Origin of the sequence: Kribbella sp. NBC_01510, from assembly GCF_045040325.1 — a bacterium.
GTDB lineage: Bacteria > Actinomycetota > Actinomycetes > Propionibacteriales > Kribbellaceae > Kribbella.
Window position 1 is genome coordinate 7389109 of the sequence record NZ_CP109418.1, and the last position, 19366, is coordinate 7408474.

The window sequence follows — 19366 nt, forward strand, 5'->3', positions numbered from 1 at the left end:
CTTGCGAGACGGAGCTGAGAGAACGCTGAGGAACGACATTTGCCTCCAGCAACCGATCGGAGACGGTTCTGGCGACGGCACGCCGAAAGGTTCCGGCCTACTGGCCGGCTGTCAGCGGAAGACACCGGTGTGACCGAGCGAGTACCTGCCGGGCTGCGGGAAGACGGCGAGTCCGTGCGGTCCACTGCCCACCGTGATCCGGGCGAGCAGCCGGCCGTCGCGGAGCCGGATCGCGTAGACGACGGCGTTGTAGCGGCCCGTGACCCACAGCACTGACCCGTCCGGCGAGACCCCACCCATGTCCGGGCTGCCGCCACCCGGAATGCGCCACTTCGCGACCACTCGCCGGGTGGCGAAGTCGAGCAAGGAGATCGAGCCCTCCTCGCGGTTGGTGACGATGAGCCGCCGCGAGTCGCGGGTCACGTAGAGACCGTGTGCCCCCTTGCCGGTCGGCACGAAGGCGCGGACCGCGAACGGCTGGGGAGTCACCAGCCAGACGCCGTTGCTCATCATGTCCGCGACGTAGTAGAACCGCCCGTCAGGTGCGAGCTTCACGTCCTGCGGCATCGGAGCCGGCATCCTGCGTCGTTGCGGCAGCCGGAGCACCTGCAGGATCTTCTCGGCCGCGGTGTCGACCAGCAGGAGCTGTCCGGAGAACTCGCACGACACCACGAAGGTCCGGCCGTCGGCGGCGAAGTCGGCATGGTTCACCCCGGCACAAGGCACCGGAACCGACTTCTGCACGGCCATCGTGTGTGGATCGAGGAACACCAGCCGCTGGTCGGCCGAGGCCATCACCACCGCGTGTTTCCCGTCCGGCGTGAAATAGAGGTTGTAGGGATCGTGGACCGCCACCGCGCGGCCGGGCAGTCCCGTGACCGGGTTGATCGGGGTCAGGCTGTTGCCGAGGTCGTTGTTCACCCACAGCACGCGCAGATCCCACGACGGTACGACGTGCTGCGGCTGCCGGCCGGTCGGGAAGGTCCGGACCACCCGGTAGGTCCGCGGATCGATCTCGGTGACCGTGTTGCTGCCGCTGTTCGGGACATAGATCCGCACCGGGTCCCGGCGTACCGAGGCGGCGAACCGGCCGGGGCGGTCGGCGGCCCAGACATCGGTGGGCGACAGCGGAGGTGGCATCCCCGGCAGGAGTTGAGGGATCGCCTTCGCAGGGCCTGCCGTGGGGACCTGCGTGGCAATCGGCGTCGGGCCTCTGGTGGTGGGACCCGTGGTGGCGCTGGGATGTCCGGTGCACGCGGTGGCGATCAGCAGCCCTCCCAGCAGAGCGAGCCGGAGGGGTTTCATGCCAGGAGCTCGGTCAGGGTGACCGGCTGGAGTCGCTTTGTGGACAGTCCGGCCAGGATTCGGGGCAGCGCCGCGATGGTGACCTGATGGCCGAGGTGCAGACTGACGATCGAGCCCGGCCGGACTCCGTCGAGGACCGCACGGACGACGGTGTCCGCCGGTGGGTCCTGCCAGTCCAACCCGTCGACGTCGTACGAGACGCAGGTGTCGTACCCGGCCGCGGCCGCCGCCGATCGGATCAGTGGTGTAGTGCGCTGCGTCCCGGACGCGCGGAACCAGCGGCCTTTCGAGTTCGCCGTACGGCGAAGCACTGCCGCGCAGTCGCCGACCTCGCGGTGCGCGTCAGCCGAGCCCAGGGTGCGCATCGGCTTGTGATGCATGGTGTGGTTGCCCAGGTCGTGCCGGCCGTGCAGGATCCGTGTGGCCATCTCCGGGTGGCTGACCAGCCAGGTCCCGACAGCGAGCACGCTGATCCGGGCGGCGTGGCCTTCGACGAGTGCGAGCAGCCGCTCTGCGAGCGCCGGGTCGCCGTTGCCATGAAACGTCAACGCCACCTTGCGGACCGAACGCGGTCCATGACCCACCTCGACCGCAGCAGCCGGCAGCGGCAGGGCCGGCTGACTCGGCTGGACCGGCGATGGCGCCGGTGTCTCCGACGGCGTACCGGACGGGGTCGGGGTGCTGGCCGGAGTCTGCTCGTGGGGCGTGCAGCCGGCGGCCGCGGCGCCACCCACGGCCAGCAGCGTCGAACGCAGGACAGTCCGCCGATCCAGAGGCATACCTCGAAACTAGCTGCCTCATGGTGACGATGGGGGCGCAACCTCGAAGTGCGACACCGTGGCCTCCCGGTCGAGCAGGTACTCGTCGTCTTCCGGGTAGTACTTGGCGTAGTCGATGTCGTCACCGGCGAAGGCCCGGATCTGATCGAGGTCGCTCCACCAGCTCAGCGTGACGATCTCGGTCCGTCCGTCACCGAGATCGCGGCTGAGCAGCTGGGCACCCTCGTTCCCCGGCGTACTCCGATACCCCGCCATCCCGGTTCGTTCCACGATCTCGACGTACTCAGCCGCCTTCTCAGTCGGCACCCACCCCCGCCACATCCGCGCGATCATCCCCCCACCGTACGCCGAACGCGGACCTCCAAACCGAGTCCACCCGCGACAACGGACTCAGTTCAGCGAGCGGCTTCCGGCTCGGGCCAGGCCGACCACGAGCAGGCTGGAGATCGCCCACCCGGCAAGTGTGGCCGTGTTGACCCAGGCAAGCATCAAACCTCCACCGGCGTCGCTGCTCGGGGACCAAGCACTCCGTTGTTTCAGGTCGACAATGGGTACGACGGTGTCGACGGCGTACAGCCAGGGATTGAAGCAGCGCACCTTGCCCTGGCCGCAGGTCTCGGGTGGCGCCTGACCGGACTCGACGAGGCTCAACTCCCCCTGGGGCGTGTAGACAACACCCGCTGGGTCCGTAGCGCGCATGACGTGGTTCGCGCGCGCCGGGAGCAGTGGCCCAGCGACAGCGAGGACCAGCAGCGCGAGCGGGATGAGGGCGCGAAGGGGCCTGTAGCCGTATCCCCGGAACCAATCGTTGAAAATTCTGTCCAGCCCGCGAAGCAAGCGGCTGCGCGCCCATCCGACCCGCCGCTGCCGTTTCGTCCGCAGATATGCCATCAGGATCTGCTCAGAGCCGACGGAGTCGCCATGGTTCTTGAGTGTCTGTGCGGCTTGCTCCCAAGGTCCGGGATCCCCAGGCTCGTCACTTGTCGCTGGGTCACAGTTGGCCAGCCAGCGCGCACGAGCCTTCCATTCCCACTCCCCGGATCCTTGCATCGAAATGGCCGCATAGCGTTCATAGCTGAAGCCGCTCAGATAGCTGCGGCGCGCCGGCCAATCCTGTGTCGGCCGGTCGGCCAGGTACGTGGTGTGAGCGTCGGTGAAGTCGACCGCGCCCTCGATCGACCAGCCGAGCCCCACGCCGCCGCGGAACGTGGCCGAGATGGCCTCGAACGCCACTACACGTTCGTTACGCTTGGCGGGGCGCGTGTCACCCACATCTCTGGGTCGCCATTCGAAGCGACCACCGTCGCACCGCAGTCGGCCTTCGACCACTGCTCGATTCAAGGCGACGAAGCCGATGGAACGGAAGCCGTCGCACAGCCGCAGGTTGCCCGATATTCGTGCTTGATGGAGGTTCACGGCCGTATCGCCGGGACTGATGACTTGCGCCCGCTCGGCGTCGAACATTCCGCGGAGCTCAGCTCCCCTGAAACCGATGCCACCGCTAGCTCCTGGGATCGCGACCGGGTAGGTGCCTCCGACCTTTGCGTCCGACAACTTCACATCACCGTGCACGACGGCGCGGACAGCCGTCAGGCAGTACCGGCCGGCCGGCCTGCTGATTTCAGCCTTCGCCAAGCCGAGCGGGCCCGCCACCTCGGCGCCGTCCAGATCGACCGTCCCCTGAATGTTCGCTCCCAGGGCGGACAGCGTCGATCCCACTCGGGCGTGCGTGAAGTCCAGCGCAATGTCGCCCGCGTTCTGGATCGTAGCGCCGTCGATGTAGATGCCGCCGCCGATCGCGGCTCCGGCGAAGGTGATACCGCCATCCACCGACGTATTCTCATCGATGCTGAGTTCGCCCTGAATGCTGGCGCCCTGTGCCACGATCGCAAGTCGCTGTGCGGGATCCTTGGAGTTGTAGTGGTGCCGCCCGACGCCGGCTGCCGGTGCGTTCAGTGTGGCCCGGCGAATGAGCACGCGACCGTTGATGGAGACTCGTCCCATTTCGAGGCGGCCTTCGATCAGTGGCGCATGTGCAGGGCTGTCGTTGATGAACAGGCTGCCTCCCACAGTGGCCTCGGCGAGGTCCACAGCCCGACCGTTGCGCGGCACCAACCGGCAGCCTGCCAGGTCCAGTGAGCCTCCCAGTTGGGCACCGATGAGCCTGATTTCGGCGTTGGCGCGGAAGCCTTGGATGAGTCTGATGTCACCGGTGACCTGACATCTGTCTGCTTGGATCGCGCGATCGGCACTCGTGTCGATGAGGGTGCCGACCGCAATGATGCGACCGCCGATCTCGGCCTCGGTCAGCCAGACCGCAGCCGACCGACTCAGCGACGACGTGGTCGAATGCGCACCAGTGATCAAGGTGTGCGACAGGAGGAGATCGCGTCGGATTCGAACGCCGTTCCCGAGGATGCCCGGCACCGACGATTCCGGGTCGGTTCCGTCCGCCTGCGGGGTACCGACGAGAAAGAGCGAATGAAGGTCGCTTCCCTCGATCACGATCGGCTCGGTGAACCGGCAGTCTTTGAAGTAGACCGGGAAGTCGACACGACATGCGCTCAGGTCCAGTTGCCCGGTGATCCGGGCGTTGCTGATGCGGACTCCGAACTGGCTTACCTCACCGCCTCGCTCGACAAGGACTCTCCTCAAATTGCCTGCGGCAACTTCTGCGGCCTCGCCTTGCGCGCCGGCACAGTCCAGCACGACCTGGCGGCGTGATGCAGCGATGAGGGCATCGCCTGCTGCGCGACGTCGAGTGTTGAGCGACAAGTGGTCTCCCTGGCTTCCATCATCACGGCTGCCAGAGCATCGTAGATGGCTCTCCGCACTGCCCTTCACACCCAGCAATCACCTTTCCTGAGGTACTCCGCGCCATCCCCAGCGTCGCCATGGCGCGGGGAGGCACGTCCGTGCTGGCCCGTACCCAGGTGCCGTGCTGGCGCCGACGTGCCCGGCGGGCGCTGGTACGACGCTCGAGGTGATGAGTTCCATCTCGACACGAAGGAGTCGCCATGACCACCACCGCAGAGTCCACTCCGGACGCGCGCACCGCGACGACGCGCCGCATCGGACTCGCTGTCGCAATGTTTCTCGCCCCCTGGCTCATCGTCGTCGCCGAGGTGGGCAACGCAGTGATGGCCCTGCGTGGGGGTGATGACCTCGAGCCGAGCGACGACCTCGCCCTGGCCGGTGCGCACCTGACGTTGAACCGCTGGGCCAGCCTGGCCGCGTTGGCCGGTGCGTTGCTGCTGGTCCCCGCCGTCCTCGGCGTGATGCGACTGGTCCGTGTCCGCGCCGCGCGTCTCGGCCTGATCGGCGGTGTGCTCACCGCCGCGGCGTACGTCTGCTATTTCGCGATGGTGTTCCAGGGCTTCACCACGGCCGCAATGGCGAAGGTCGGCGGCTCGGCGAGCCAGGACGTCCAGGTGTTGCAGGCCGTCTTGGACGAGCCGCTGACGCGCTGGGTCTATCTGCTCTTCGTCCTGGGCAACTTCCTGGGCACGTTCCTGCTCGGCCTCGCCTTGGTACGGACGCGCACCGCGGGCCGGCTCGCGGGACTCGGGCTGATGGCGTGGCCGGTGTTCCACGTTCTCGGCTTCCCGTTCTCGGACGTGATCGGAGCCGTCGCGCAGGCGATCGGCTTCGGACTGGCAGCGACGGCCCTGCTCCGCCGACGTCCCCCGGGGACGAAGCCGGAAACCTACGAACTGTTGCGCAGGTAGGCGAGAACTGCCAGGACGCGGCGGTGGTCGTCGTCGGAGTCGTACAGTCCGAGTTTGACGAAGATGTGCCGGACATGTGTCTCCACCGTGCGCTCGGTGGTGTGGAGCCGACGTGCCACGGCCGCGTTCGAGCGGCCCTCCGCGACCAGCCCCAGCACCTCGCGCTCGCGGGCGGTCAACTGGGCGAAGGCAGGCTCGGGATGCATCGGTGTCAGCAGCGACGCGACCACCTCGGGGTCCAGCGCCGATCCTCCGGCGGCGACCCGGCGTAGGGCATCGAGGAAGTCCTCGAGGTCGAGGATCCGGTCCTTGAGCAGGTAGCCGAAGGCTCCAGTCGCGACCAGTTCGGTCGACTGGGTCGTCTCCACGTGCTGGGACAACAGCACTACCGGTAGCCCTGGCCTCATCGTCCTGAGTTCCCGCGCCGCGCGGGCACCGTCATCGCTCATGGTGGGCGGCATCCGGATGTCGGTGATCAGCAGGTCGGGGTCGTGCTCCAGCACCGCCGCCACCACTGCGGGCGCGTCACCGACGCGTGCGACGACCTCGTAGCCGGCCTCGGCGAGTAGCAGCGCCAGGCCCTCGCGGACGAGGGCGGAGTCCTCGCCGATCACGATCCGCACGGCAGCCTCGCCTCCACCCTGGTGCCAGAGCCGGGGCTGCTGTGCACAGCGAGCTCACCTCCGGTCGCGGCCACTCGGTCGCGCAGCCCGGCGAGCCCCGACCCAGCGCGCACCGCGGCGCCGCCGCAACCATCGTCGGACACCACCACCCGCAGGTCCCCGTTGCGCTGGGTCACGTCGATGACCACCGACCGCGCCTCTGCGTGCTTGAGCGCGTTCGCCAACGCCTCGGCGGCCACGTAGTACGCCGTCGTCGCGACCAGGTCAGGTACGGCATCAGCGGTCAGGTGAACCTCCACGGGGACCGGGCTCGTCCGGACCAGCCCCCGGATCGCAGCAGACAGGCCCTCGTCCAGCCCGCGTGGGCGCACTCCCCCGGCCAGCTGGCGCAGCTCGCCCAGGGCTTCCTGCAGGTCCCGTACGGCGGTACCGAGCACATGTTGCAGCGGATCGGCCGGGTCCGCGCGCTGCTGCGCCAGCCGCAGGAACATCCCGATCGCGACCAGCCGCTGCTGGGCGCCGTCGTGCAGGTCGCGCTCCAGCCGGCGACGCTCGGCGTCGCCGGCCTCGACCAGGCGCGCCCGTGAGGAACGCATCTCGGCCAGCGCGTGGCGCAGCGCGATCCGGGAGTGCGCCAGCTCCAACGGCAGGTGCGCTTGTCGCAGCGCCTCCCGGAGCAGCCGGGGGCGTCGCGCGGCCAGGTCGTAACCGACGCAGCCCAGCAGTCTGCCGGCCACCGTGACGTCCAGCGCAGGTTCCCCGGGCCGGGCCGACGGCTCGCCGTCGCCGGTTCGCCATGGCGTCGCCGGGTCGGAAGGAAGCCAATACACCACGCGTATTCCAGGATCGTGCAGGGCCGAACGCAACGCCGACTCGACCTGGTCCGGCCCGACTCGACCATCTCGAACCTCGTCGAGGAACCGGTCCAGCCGCGCCAGGGCGTCGCGCCGGCCGCGGTCGAACCTGGCGTCAACGACGGCCTGCACCCTTCGCCGCAGCAGTCCGAACGCAGCGGCGCACACCAGCGTCGCCGTCGCGGTCGTCAGACCGGAGCCACGTCCCGCCACAACCCCGAGCCCCACCGTGACCGCGGCGAACATCGCCACCAGGCCGCCGGTCAACACGATGTAGGCCACCGTGCGGCTGACCAGCGTGTCGACGTCGTACAGGTCGTGCCGGAAGACAGCGATGGCGACGCTGACCGGCACGCTGACGAAGACCAGCAACAGTCCGACCTGGACCACGATGCCGGCGACGTCGGTGAGCAGGTACGCCGCCCAGGTGACGATCAGGACGATCGGCAGCAGCAGGATGCTCAACGCGAACCACTTCAGCTGTCGCCGTACCACCTCCCCTCCACGGCGGAAGCGCACGACAACCCTGACCACCGATCCGACCAGCAAGGCGAGCAGTAGGCCGAGTGAGCCGAAACCGAGCACCGAGTCGACCCAGCGCGGCACCTCCAGCGGCGGACCACCCGGGATCTGTCCGGCCCGGCCACCGTAGTTGCCCGGGTCCAGGGCGACCGCCACGTGGAAAGCGACCAAGAAGATCCCCCAGCCTGCCGGAAGCACCCACCAGCCGCCGCCGAGTCGACCGTCAGGGAAATAAGCAGCGAGCAGCGCAGGCGGGACGTAGAGCCACACCCATCCGGCGACGGAGACCACCGCGAGGAGCAGGGCGAGACCGTGCGGTGGCGACCTGCCCGCCACCGTCGAGTCGGGCGAGAGCAGTGCCAGCGGGAGCAATCCGAGCGCCACGAGCAGTGCGCCGACGACCCGTGGTCCGCGGAGCAACAGGAGCAGACCGAGCACGATGCCGGGCGCGCCCGCCGCGGCGGCCAGCGCGACTTGCCAGCCTGTCATCCCCACGCCCCCACGCCCAACTCACACCACAACCTCGGACCGCACGCCCGGACCGGGCGCGTCATGTGTTCCCGATCCCATGATCACGTGCGGACGCCGAGAAAGCATGCGTGCTGACACGCACGGCCGGAGTCGCCGCTCACCGCGACTGATGGCCATGTCCGCGCTGAGGACCGCGCCCGTGAGAGCGGGGCGGGTCAGCGGCTGGTGCGGAGGGTTTGGGCTAGTTCTTCGAGGGCTGGGAGGGCGTTGATGATGGTCTGGGCGGACTGCTCGGGGAGCTGGTCGAGGCAGGCGCCGATCGCTTGTGTGCGGAGGAGTTTGACGCGTTCGTGCAGCTGACGACCCGCGTCGGTCGCCTCGACCCGGACGGCGCGGAGGTCGTCGGGGTTCGGGTCGCGCTGGATGAGGCCGAGCTCGGTGAGTCTGCCGACCACCCGGGACAGCATGGTGGGGTTGAGACCCTCGAGCTGCGCCAGCTCGGTCAGGCCGAGCGGGCCGCGGAACGTGATCAGGCCGAGCACGGAGGCCTGGGTCGGTGTCAGGCCCTCGTCGGTCGCCGTGGCGTTGAGCTCCCGCGCCAGCTTGGAGATCACCCCACGGAGCTTGCTCAACGTCTCGGTGTCAGTCATGTCACCCCTTTATTGCCTGCCAGCAAGCAATGTAGTCTCTTCATCGATGGACCCGTCGAGAACACCCGCACTGATCGCCGAGCCGGCCGCGGACGAGCCACTGGCCCACCGGCGCCTCGTCTTCGGCATCGTCGCGATCGCTCTGCTGATGGCCTCGATCGATCAGACCATAGTGGCGACCGCGCTCAATGCCATCCGCGGCGACCTGAACGCTCCGCTGACCTGGAGCGGCTGGACGATCACCATCTACGCGCTCGGCCAGATCATCGTCATGCCGCTGGCCGGCCGGCTCGGAGACCAGTTCGGGCGCAAGAAGGTCTTCCTCGGTGCCGCGGCGCTCTTCACCATCGCCTCACTGGCCTGCAGCCTGGCCGACAACATCTACCTGCTGGTGGTGTTCCGCGCTCTCCAGGCGATCGGCGGCGGCGCGTTCATGCCGACCGCCACCGGCATCGTCGCCGAACAGTTCGGTCGCGACCGGGACCGGGCGATCGGCATGTTCACCTCGATCTTCCCGATCGGCGGCATCATCGGCCCGATCATCGGCGGCATCATCGTCACCTACTGGTCCTGGCGCGAGATCTTCGTCGTGAACATCCCGATCGGCCTGCTGCTGATCGTGCTCGGCCTGCGGTTCATCCCGAGCAGCACCCCGAAGGCCGCCGCCCGGGTCGACGGCGCCGGCGCCGCACTGCTGGCGTTGACGCTGCTCTTCGGCATGTTCGGGATCAGTTCGCTCGGCGGCAGCGGCGCGGAGCCGACCGATCCACTGTTCATCGCGTCGATGGCGCTCGCGCTCACGCTCGGCGTCCTGTTCGTCCGGCACGCCAACCGGCACGCGGCGCCGTTCATCCCGATCAGCCTGCTGCGTGGCCGCGGCTTCGGGGCGATGAACACGATCAACTTCCTCTTCGGCGCGGCCATGCTGGGATTCGGCGCACTCGTCCCGCTGTACGCCGAATCCCGCTACGGCATCCCGCCACTCCAGGCCGGGACGTTGCTGACAGCACGGGCGGTCGGGATGATCTGCGTCGCCGGTCTGGCCGTGTTCGCGCTCCGCCGTACCGGTTATCGGGCCCCGATGATCGGCGGCTTCGTGCTGGTCGCGGTCGGGATGACCGTGATGTCGCTGCCGCCGCACGGACTCACGCCGTACGCGTGGCTGGCGATGGCCGCGGGGATCACCGGCATCGGGATGGGCCTGTCGATCCCGGCCTCGAACAACGCCAGCCTGCAACTGGCCCCGGACCAGATCTCCGCGATCGCCGGACTGCGTGGGATGTTCCGTCAGTCGGGCGGGATCGTGGCCGTCTCGATCACCACGACGATCCTCACCCACTCCGCGAACAGCGGCACCGCCCAGGCCTACAGCTTCGTCGTCTTCGCCGCCATCCTGCTGCTGATGATCCCGCTCACCTTCCTGGTCCCCGACCACCGCGGCAACTGGTAGCTCACCCCCGGAGCGCCGGCGGGTGGTAGTTGCTGTGAGCAACGGATAGCCGGCCCGCAGCCGTGGGCGGGGCGGGGGGCGAATCGTCTCGCCGGGTGGCCAGGACGGTCGCCATGCCTGCGATGACCAGGCTGCAGATGACGAGTAGGCCGATCAGCAGACCTCGACGCGGCGGCTTGCGGCGGCCGAGGAAGTACTCCCGGTCATCGTCGAGCTCGGGGCCCCAACCGAAGGCCGCGAGCGGTGGATCGCCGCCGGGCATCCCCGGTAGCGGATAGCTGCCGTAGAACGGGATCGATCCGTCCGGCAGCGCCGACCAGGTCTCCCGGTGTTGGTTCAGCAACGTCGTCACTCCCCTCGACACCTGCGTACCACTCCCCAGTTCCCCCGCAGCAGGTGTGCACACGAATGTACGACGAGACCTCGGTACATGCGACCACCAAATACGCACGTCGCCCGACGATCAGGTGCCCACAGCAACCACCCGAACGCACACCGCCACCAACTCACCCTTCGCAAGCAGCCGGAAACAATCCGTCCCGGTAAGCCGGGGCCTGAATCCACGGATCAGCGTCCGATTCGGACCTGTCCGTATAGATAAGTTCGTTCGCGATTGGGGTACTCCGATGTCGTCCGCTGCGCTGGCCACCGTGGACCCGATGGATTGCATGTATCTGGCGGTGTCCTGGTGCGGTCCGTACCAATAGGAGCCCCTATCTATCAGCAGGGGCACGACTTTGGGGGGACACACCATGGCAGATTCCGATTTCGACGGCCTTCCGGCCCTCGACGGCGCGGTGACCGCGGTAGCGATCATCGATCACGACGGTAACCCGAACCGGGTCATCGACGACCAACTTCCCTTCGATGTGACCATCGACTGGACCGTCCAGCCACCGGCCACGGCCGCGCTGCTGGACGGCAACTGGACCGTCAAGGTGTACGCGGAGTCGATGGGCCCTGGTCCCGAGGTGCTGATCGGCACCGCCGTCGTGGCGGCGACCGGTGGGCCGGCGTACAGCGCGTCGATCAACGTTCCGGCCGGCACGCTGCCGTCCGACGTGCCGCCGGACTCGGGCGTGTACAAGCTCGTCGTGGTGATCACGTACCGGAACACGCTGAACGTCCTGACGGAGATGGCCGCGTTCAGCGAGGGGCCGATGTTCCTGCTCCGCCGGCCCTGAGGCAGCGGAGCCGACAGTCGCTGATGCACAGACTCGGCGGAGGGGCCGGGTGCTGCGTATCGGCGCCGCCCGGCGGCGACCTGGCAGGAGCTGCAGTGTCGCCACCGGGCCGCCCCGGAGAAGGCGTGGAGATCCGCAGGAAAGTCCACCAGTTGCTCCGGGAAGCAGATGCGGACCAACCCAGGAGGCGTCATGGCAGATGACATCTCACCAGTCACAGCCCTGGTCGTCGCCGCCGCCGGTGGCGAGCAACAGGCCTGGAGCGAGCTCGTCAGCCGGTACGCTCCCCTGCTGGTGTCTGTCATCCGGAGGTTCCGGCTGACGCCGAGCGAGACCGAGGACGTCGCGCAGACCGTTTGGCTGCGGCTGGTCGAGCACCTGGACAGCCTGCAGGAACCGCAGGCCATCCCGCAGTGGATCATCACGACCGCACGTCGCGAGTCGATCCGGCACCTGTCATCCGCACGGCGCCTGCGCCCCAGCGACCCGCTGGATCCCGTGTACGCGTCGGTCGCGGCCGACACCGCTGACCCCGGCGAAGGCTTGTTCCGCGCCGAGCGGCACGAGGTGCTGCTGTCCGGGCTGGCCGATCTGCCCGGCCGGCAGCGCGAGTTGCTGTTGCTGCTGGTGGAGGATCCGCAACCGTCGTACGCCGAGATCAGCAAGCGCACCGGTATCCCGGTGGGCAGCATCGGACCGACCCGGTCACGCGCGCTCGAGCGGCTTCGCAGATCGCCGCCGGTCAGGGCGTACCTCGCAGCCTCAGAGCGGTCGGAATCGTCAGGAGGTGATCGGCATGGCGCCGGAACGCTGGGATGACGACGATCTCCTCTTCGAGGATCTTGCCGAGGCTCTCCGCGCCACCGCACCGTTGGCCCGGGAGATCGCCGAGCACGCCGAGGACGCCCTGTCCTGGCAGACGATCGACGAGGACCTCCTGCAGGCGATCCTGACCTTCGACTCGTCGCTGGAACCGGCTGCCGAGACCCGGTCCGACTCGGCTGAGAGCCGAGTGCTGGTGTTCACCTCCGCTCCGCTGTCGATGGAGCTGGAGGTGCTGCACGACGAAGTGGTCGGCCAGATCCTGCCGGCCAGCGCCGGCGAGATCCACATCGAGACCTCGGACGGCGCCGAGTACCACCTCAGTGTCAGCGAGTCAGGCTTTTTCGAACTGCCGTCGCTGCCTGCTGGTGCGATCCGGTTGCGATGCGACACGGCTACCGGCCGACTGGTCACCGACTGGGTGCAACTGTGATCGGCCGTCAGGCTCCGAGTGCGATGAAGGACTGTGCGGCCGTGCGCGCCTGCCGGCCGACGCCGGCCGACGCCCGGGCCTGGGCGAGTGCCCCGGCGAGATCGTCCCCGGCCCGCAGCCTGCCGTGCAGCCCGAGCATCAGCGGTACAGTCGCGGGGTCGTTGACCGGTACGACGCTCGCCACCACGCCGGACGATCCGAGAGCGACCAACGCACTGACCAGACCGAGCAACTCGTCCGCACCACTTGGTCCGCCGATCGCCGAGCTGCAACTCGACAGCACCACTCGGTGCGGCGCCCGTTCGAGCCGTTCGAGGTCGTACACCGTCAGAGGCCCGTCATCCAGCTCGAGCGCCGAGAACAGCGGGCTGTCGGCGCGGAACGTGCCGTGCGCCGCGACATGCACCAACGACGCCCCGTCCATCGCCTCCAGCACCGCTTCAGCCTTCGCATCGCCATCGGTGAGCACCACCGCGTGCGGATACAGGTCTGAGAGGGATCGCACCTCTTCCAGTCCTGTCGACAACTGGGGACCACCGATCAGGACCACCCGCTCGGTCGACGGCGGTACTGCGTTCCGCGCGCGCAGCCATGCCGCGGCCGACGGGGCCACCGATGTCGGCCGGCTCCGCAAGGACGGCAGCAGGCTCCACGGCACTGCGTGCAGCCGCCCCGTCGGTACGACGACGACGGGGCCGTCGTCGAAATACCTGACCACCTCGCCTAGCAGAGCCGCCTCCAACCGAGCTCCGATGGCGTCGAGGTCGAGCTGGTGCGTGCCGCGTCCGGTCGCCTCTCGTCGCAGCGCGAACAATGCATGGGACAGGCGATGAGTCGCCAGCGCGGTGGGACCCACCGGCATGAGGTGGACCCGGCCACGCGCGGCGACCACGGCGTACAACTGGTCGTCGACGTCGGTGAGCTCGACCAGGGTGCGGTTCCCGAGGTGATCGAGCAGGTCGGCACTGCGGAACTGGGCCGACCGGTCGCCCGCGGTGCCGGGCGTCAGCAGGACCCGGCGACGTACGACGTTTTCGAGGCGGCGGCGTTCGCGATGCAGCGGGCCGGATCCGAGCCGGTGATCGTAGCCGGCCTCCAGTCGGTGGGTCAGGTCGCGCAGCGCGGCAAGGTTGGCAACCAGGTCGTCGTCGGCCTGGGGCCGGACCGGCGGGATCGCGAGCACCGTGGCACGCCAGCGTTCGCTCCAGTCGAGAACTTGCCGGGCGTTGCCGCGCTGGACGGCGTACCGGAGCGCGATCGCGGCGAGTTCGGCCCCCTGGGCGGTGGCCAGTACGCGCAGTTCGGTGGCGCCGAGGGTTCGAACATAGATCTCGATCAGATTCAGGCCCTGCCGGCAGGCGGCCAGCATCGCGCGCGATCGGCCGTCACCTTGGTGGAGCGTGGCTTGGGCCAGCCAACCGGCGCCGCGCCCCCGCAGGCCACGGTTCCTGGCTCCAGCCGCGACTTTCAGGTGGCGTCCGGCCTCGGCCGGGTCGGTGCGCGCCAGAGCGAGGCGGCCGGTCAGGAGGTGCGCCTCCGCCGCGAGGTCTGGGTCGAGCCCGTCGAGTTCGGCACTGACGCGCTGGCCGGTGCGCAGCAGGCGTGCCGTCCGATCGCCGCTCACATAGCGGGACTGGAGCAGCGAGAGCTCCGCGCGCGCCGCCCACCACGGACGCTGCTGGCGGCGGAACAGCTTCAGCGCGTCGCGGCTGCGGCTTCCGGCCAGATCCAGAGCGCCGGCAGCGTGCGCTGCCAGTCCGGCGCAGTACAACAACTCCGCGCGGCGCGCCGCCGAGCCACGCTGCTGTTCGATCCGGTCGAGCGCGTTGTTGATCTCGGTCAGTGCCTCTCGGGTCAGGCCGGCGGCCAGCTGCACCAGACACCTGTTGGCGAACAAGTCCGGCTCGAGGATGCCCAGCTCTTCGTCCATCCGTTGTGCGTCGTCAAGGTACAACAGCGCCGTCGGCAGGTCACCGCGAGCGAACGCTGCGGCGCCACGCGCCTGACGTGTGTCTGCGTACTCGGCCTGCTGACCGCTCTTCGCGAACAACTCTTCGCTGTGGGCATAGTCCTCGTCGGCACGGTCGATCGCGCCCATCGCGAGCAGCACCATCGCCCGGTGGGTAAGTGCCCGAGCCTCCCAGACCAGGTCGCCGGTGTCGCTCAGCAACACCACCGCCTGTTCGGCATCGGCCAGCGCCTCGTCGTACTTGCCGAGCACCGCGCCCCACACCCAGACGCGCCGAATCAGGATGCGGCCGGCCATCACACCGGTGCGGCCACGTGGGATCGAGTTGAGCGCGGCCACACCCCGTTGGGTGTGACCGGCCATCACCAGAGCCACGCCGAGACTGGCCAGAATGTCCGCCTCGTGGTCTCGATCCGCAGCCTTACGGGCATGCCGGTACGCCGCTCGGAGCTCGGTCACCGCCTCGTGGATGTCGCCGAAGTCGCGGTGGACGACACCCGCCGCCTGATGGGCTGCCGCGGCCTCGGAATGGGATGGGGAGTTCGCGAGAACGTCGCGGGCGATCCGCAGGGCGTCAGCGGGCCGCGAGAGTGCAAGCGCGTGCAATTCGTCGGCGTCCACGGCAAAAACCGCCCTCCCCTTGCCCACCCATCTTCGAATCGTAATACTCCGCCCCTGTGCATTCTCCGGAATATTTCACGATGGAGGAGGGGACGAAATGCCACCGCAGAAACGCCTCAACGAAGCATTGAGCCTCATTCTGGACGATCCTGAAGCCCACGAGCGTTCGAGCCGTCGCAAGAAGCGAGGTGACGGACACGAACGGTGGCACGGCACCGCGGCCGCGTACCCGGACAACTGGGAAGAGCTCGGATACGTCGAGTACTTCTACCGCCGGGACACCATCCTCGTCCGCACGGAGGACCTGGACGTGGTGCTCGACGCGCTGCGGGAAGAACCGATGCCTGATCAACAGACAGCGTCGAAGCGTCGTGACGACGTCGGAGCGATCATTCCCGCAAATGTGGCGATCGATCGGTTGCCCGTGATCGACGGTGTCACGGGGCTCGTCTGGCGCTATGGCAGGACCTTCGCAGCGGCCACCAGGCCTGGGAAATACGGTGGCGACCAGCTCGGTGGCACCTACGACGGCCGCCACGACGATCACGATGCACTCTCGACGCCGACGGTACTGCGCCGGCTGGACGAGGTCCTCGGTGTGGGGAAGGCGACCCCGGACCATGCGCTCTCGTTGTGCGGCAACGGGCATCCCTGCCCGGCGACGGAGCCGGCGGAAGTACCCAGCCACTCGATGAGCCCAGTACCACCGGTGAGCAACGGGATCTGTTGCGGAAAACACGGATGGGACGGCCATGAGGTGATAGTCGGTGTCGTGGACGGCGGTCTGCTCGAGGACGCACCCAAGCGATGGCCGTGGATGGCCGGCGTTTGCGGCGACCCCGAGGTGCCGTTCGGCGGACCCAAAGGACACATCCAGCCGTACTCCTGCCACGGCACGTTCGTCGCCGGCTGCGTGCGCTGTACGGCGCCGAAGGCGAAAGTGTGCGTCAAGAAGGCGGAGTACATCGACCATCGGCCGTGCGCGGGGATGGCGTACGAGCACGAGATCATCGCGAAGATGAGCGACCTGCTGGACCTGGGTGCGGACATCATCGTCTGCGAGTTCGACGGCTTCACCCGGTTCCATCGCCCGATGCACACCTTCACTGCCTTCTATGACAAGCGTTTGCGCTACTTGAACGCCGTCGTACTCGCGCCGGCCGGAAACGACACGACACAGCTGCCGACGTTCCCCGGGGCGTATTCGTGGGTGATCGGGGTCGGCGCTCTGTCGGCGGACGGCAACGGCCGCGCGGACTTCTCCAACTACGGCGGTTGGGTTGACGTGTACGCGCCCGGCGAGGACCTGGTGAACGCGTTCGCAGTCGGCGATTACACGTGCGTCGAAGAGCCCCATGTCAATGAGCAAAGGCACTTCGCGGGGATCGCGAACTGGAGTGGGACGTCGTTCTCGACGCCACTGGTGGCCGGGATGATCGCGGCACGGATGTCCGCGACTGGTGAAAACGCTCCCCAGGCGGCAGAGGCGTTGTTGCGGTTGGCCCGCAGCCAGGCGGTGGCGGGCGTCGGGCCGGTGCTGCTGCCGCATCAGGTGTGCGGCACTCCTCGCGAACCATGCCGTGCCGGATGCGATTGCGCGTGCGGATGCAGGGTGCTGTCATGAAGCATGGCCAGAACGCATCGGATGGAGTGCACGGCCGGCCCTGCCGGTCTGCTGTTCGAGTGTCTTGACGGCTGCGGCCGCCGGGTCGTGGTGGACGGCGCAAGCGGAGACCTCACCATCATCGACCACGGCGACCGGACGGCCCTGCACCACGCCTCCAGCGGCGGGGTCGACCTGACGTCCACGACCGTCGACTGACAGTCGGAGGACAGGCGACGCCGATGTGGCGCCGCCTGCCCTCTTTCCCGGGTCATGCTGCTTGCTGAAGGCAACTATCCGGGCCCTGCGAGCTAGCCGGCACGGTACAGCGAGCCACCACCCGAGATGCCGATGGTGGCGCGTTGGCCGCCGACGTTCAGGTTGATGATGAACGTTGTACCCGACCAGCGGGTGGTGTAGCTGACCGAACCGGAAGCCCGGACGGGTACGACGAACGACAGGATGGACGCCGTCTTGCCGGACCGCGCGAGTAGCAGGGTCGGGGCGGACTTGCGCACGTAGCTGCTCGGGTAGGACCAGCCCTGGATCGGGTTCGTCTGGGCCTGCTTGACCAAGGTTGCGCCCGCGGGGAGCGCCTGCCTGAACGGGATCTGGAACAGGACCGTCTTGGTCGTGTCACCGGGTGCCATCGCCACCGCGGTGGTCCGCGAGATCACGGTCGCCTTCTGATCCGGCGGCAGATGCCACAGCGTCTGGAACGCCTGCGCCGTCTTCGCCGACGCACGGTCCCAAGTGACCATCAGGTCCGGGCCCTTCAGCACCAGCACCGAACGGACCCGGCTGATCCCGCTCCCCGGTGCGTCGACGAACTGATAGGACTCGGCATTCGCCTTCACCGACGACGCGGTCAGCTTCGTGACCGGGTTCAGATACGTCGACAGCGGCGTCGTCATCACGCTGTGAGCCGAGGGACTCACCGCCCAGGTTCGGTACGCACCGGCGTTGTACGCCGCGTACCCGCCGTCGATGACGATGTCCCGCCCACGGGCCGTGTAGGTGATGCTGGTGTGGTCGAAGTGCCCATGGAACGCCCGCCCCGGACCGAACCTGATGCTGTACGTCGACTCACCCGCGAACCCCCGGGCGGCATCGGTACCCCAACCGGTCCGGCCGAAGACATAGCCGTTCGAGTAGATCCCGACCCGCCACAGCGGCGCCGTACCCTTCGTCCCCCGGGAGCCGGCGTACTCCATCGGCGTTCCCGGCCACGGGTACGTCGCCTGGACCTCGGTGTCACCGAGTTGGTGCAACTTGCCGAGCGAGTTGGTGGCCAGGGTCAGCCACTTGGCCAAGAGCGCTCGCCTGGTCGCGATCGTCGTACCGGGACTGACGCCACAGTTCGTCAGCACGGTCATCGCGCGGCCCCAGAGCGAGTAGTTGAACGCGGCGTACCCGGTCGACTGCTCGTTCGTCGACCCCTGCGCGTCGATCGACGTGGTGATGCCGATCCCCAACCGCTGCTGGGCGAGGTTCTTGTAATCGGACCGGTTCAAGGTGCACCCGACACCGAAGAGCGCGATGCTCTCGTCGGTGCCGTGGTTCCAGGCACCGCTCCAGTAGTTCGTCAGGAACCTCGCATGACTCAGCAACGCGGTGTTCAGCCAGGCGTACCTGGTCGGCAACGTGGTCACCTTCAGCCCGGACAAGATGGCCTGCCGCAGACAGATCAGCACGTTCGTCCGGTGCATCGTGGACTCCCACGCACCCACGTTCGCCTTCCACGAATACGGGTTGTCGCGGTACCAGTCGTAGGCGATGGTGTTCACCCGGGTCAGCGCGGTCAGGTTGCCCTGGCCGGCCGCGACGATGCCCTGGCCGAGCCAGCGCAGCGAATGGAACCACATGTACCAGCTCGCGTTCTTGTACGGGTTCAACGCCCAATTGATGTTGCCGCCGCCATTGCCGACCTTGTACGCCGCGTACGGTCCCCACTGGAACTTGTCCACGTACAGATTCGCCAACGGGTTCGTCGTCTGGAGCCCGCTGAAGCCGGGACACGCGTAGAACGGTGCCGCCAGCGACTGGACCTGGCCCGTACCGATGTCCGTCGCCGGCGGTGCGGTCGGGGGTACGACGTTGCTCTGCCCCGGCACGAACTCCGCCTGGTCCGGCCCCGGCGGCGCGGGCACGATCGTGATGCCCGGCGTGGCCGCTGGTGTTCGAGTTGTTCCTGTTGCCGTTCCCGCCCCCAGTACCAGAACGGCGATCCCGACGGCCGCACCGGCCGTGGTCATGAATCGCATGACTTGTCCTTCCCCCACCGTCGCCGGACCGCGGCGACGCTGTCGATGCTCGGGTCGCGAGCGCGCCAGAGCCGAAATGCACGACTGG

17 protein-coding genes are annotated in these 19366 nt (G+C 68.2%); 7 read left to right on the forward strand and 10 right to left on the reverse strand.

Annotation, left to right across the window (positions count from 1 at the left end; genetic code table 11):
* Positions 1-111 precede the first annotated feature (111 nt).
* The 4 genes from OG558_RS36320 to OG558_RS36335 are packed head-to-tail and all read right to left on the reverse strand — an operon-like array spanning position 112 to position 4859.
* On the reverse strand, positions 112-1305 hold the full coding sequence (locus OG558_RS36320; protein WP_405067041.1) for a YncE family protein: 1194 nt from the start codon (positions 1303-1305) through the stop codon (positions 112-114).
* The gene (locus tag OG558_RS36325) at positions 1302-2084 is read right to left on the reverse strand and encodes a polysaccharide deacetylase family protein (RefSeq protein ID WP_405067042.1); all 783 of its coding nucleotides are present in this window, start codon (positions 2082-2084) and stop codon (positions 1302-1304) included. The genes OG558_RS36320 and OG558_RS36325 overlap by 4 nt, the downstream gene beginning before the upstream one ends.
* 18 nt (positions 2085-2102) lie before the next feature.
* Complete coding sequence (locus OG558_RS36330; protein ID WP_405067043.1) at positions 2103-2417, reverse strand: antibiotic biosynthesis monooxygenase family protein; 315 nt, start codon at positions 2415-2417, stop codon at positions 2103-2105.
* Positions 2418-2474: 57 nt separating this feature from the next.
* Complete coding sequence (locus OG558_RS36335) at positions 2475-4859, reverse strand: hypothetical protein (protein WP_405067044.1); 2385 nt, start codon at positions 4857-4859, stop codon at positions 2475-2477.
* A 242-nt stretch (positions 4860-5101) separates the two neighbouring features.
* Between OG558_RS36335 and OG558_RS36340 the strand changes: the two genes are divergently transcribed.
* A complete protein-coding gene (locus tag OG558_RS36340) occupies positions 5102-5812 on the forward strand; it encodes a hypothetical protein (protein ID WP_405067045.1) in 711 nt (236 codons plus the stop codon).
* On the opposite strand, the gene OG558_RS36345 is transcribed toward OG558_RS36340, so the two are convergent.
* From OG558_RS36345 to OG558_RS36355, 3 genes are all read right to left on the reverse strand, one after another.
* Positions 5791-6435, reverse strand: a complete 645-nt coding sequence (locus OG558_RS36345; RefSeq protein ID WP_329476583.1) for a response regulator transcription factor — start codon at positions 6433-6435, stop codon at positions 5791-5793. The genes OG558_RS36340 and OG558_RS36345 overlap by 22 nt on opposite strands.
* Positions 6423-8300 carry a sensor histidine kinase gene (locus OG558_RS36350; protein WP_405067046.1) on the reverse strand — a complete coding sequence of 626 codons (1878 nt, stop codon included), beginning with the start codon at positions 8298-8300 and terminating at the stop codon, positions 6423-6425. Before OG558_RS36350 ends, OG558_RS36345 begins: the two co-directional genes overlap by 13 nt.
* Before the next feature lie 197 nt (positions 8301-8497).
* Positions 8498-8932: a MarR family transcriptional regulator gene (locus tag OG558_RS36355; protein WP_328520422.1), complete on the reverse strand. Its 435-nt coding sequence runs from the start codon at positions 8930-8932 to the stop codon at positions 8498-8500.
* 46 nt (positions 8933-8978) lie between these two features.
* Between OG558_RS36355 and OG558_RS36360 the strand changes: the two genes are divergently transcribed.
* The gene (locus OG558_RS36360) at positions 8979-10382 is read left to right on the forward strand and encodes an MFS transporter (RefSeq protein WP_405067047.1); all 1404 of its coding nucleotides are present in this window, start codon (positions 8979-8981) and stop codon (positions 10380-10382) included.
* Between the two features lies 1 nt (position 10383).
* Here the strand turns inward: OG558_RS36360 and OG558_RS36365 are convergent, their stop codons facing one another.
* Positions 10384-10746 carry a hypothetical protein gene (locus OG558_RS36365; protein WP_405067048.1) on the reverse strand — a complete coding sequence of 121 codons (363 nt, stop codon included), beginning with the start codon at positions 10744-10746 and terminating at the stop codon, positions 10384-10386.
* Between the two features lie 388 nt (positions 10747-11134).
* Here OG558_RS36365 and OG558_RS36370 point away from each other — a divergent pair, with 388 nt between their 5' ends.
* The 3 genes from OG558_RS36370 (at position 11135) to OG558_RS36380 (ending at position 12821) form a co-directional block, all read left to right on the forward strand.
* Positions 11135-11566, forward strand: a complete 432-nt coding sequence (locus OG558_RS36370; protein WP_329476578.1) for a hypothetical protein — start codon at positions 11135-11137, stop codon at positions 11564-11566.
* A gap of 192 nt (positions 11567-11758) precedes the next feature.
* A complete protein-coding gene (locus OG558_RS36375; RefSeq protein WP_405067049.1) occupies positions 11759-12385 on the forward strand; it encodes an RNA polymerase sigma factor in 627 nt (208 codons plus the stop codon).
* Positions 12363-12821, forward strand: coding sequence for a hypothetical protein (locus tag OG558_RS36380; RefSeq protein WP_405067050.1), 459 nt, complete (start codon positions 12363-12365; stop codon positions 12819-12821). The genes OG558_RS36375 and OG558_RS36380 overlap by 23 nt, the downstream gene beginning before the upstream one ends.
* 7 nt (positions 12822-12828) lie before the next feature.
* Here OG558_RS36380 and OG558_RS36385 read toward each other — a convergent pair whose 3' ends face one another.
* On the reverse strand, positions 12829-15411 hold the full coding sequence (locus OG558_RS36385) for a CHAT domain-containing protein (protein WP_405067051.1): 2583 nt from the start codon (positions 15409-15411) through the stop codon (positions 12829-12831).
* Between the two features lie 97 nt (positions 15412-15508).
* Between OG558_RS36385 and OG558_RS36390 the strand changes: the two genes are divergently transcribed.
* A complete protein-coding gene (locus OG558_RS36390; RefSeq protein ID WP_405067052.1) occupies positions 15509-17035 on the forward strand; it encodes a S8/S53 family peptidase in 1527 nt (508 codons plus the stop codon).
* 3 nt (positions 17036-17038) lie between these two features.
* Positions 17039-17233 (forward strand): hypothetical protein, encoded by a 195-nt coding sequence (locus OG558_RS36395; RefSeq protein WP_329476573.1) that lies wholly within the window; start codon positions 17039-17041, stop codon positions 17231-17233.
* Positions 17234-17325: 92 nt separating this feature from the next.
* Here OG558_RS36395 and OG558_RS36400 read toward each other — a convergent pair whose 3' ends face one another.
* Entirely contained in the window at positions 17326-19278 is a 1953-nt protein-coding gene (locus OG558_RS36400; protein ID WP_405067053.1) for a heparinase II/III family protein, read from the reverse strand.
* Positions 19279-19366 lie beyond the last annotated feature (88 nt).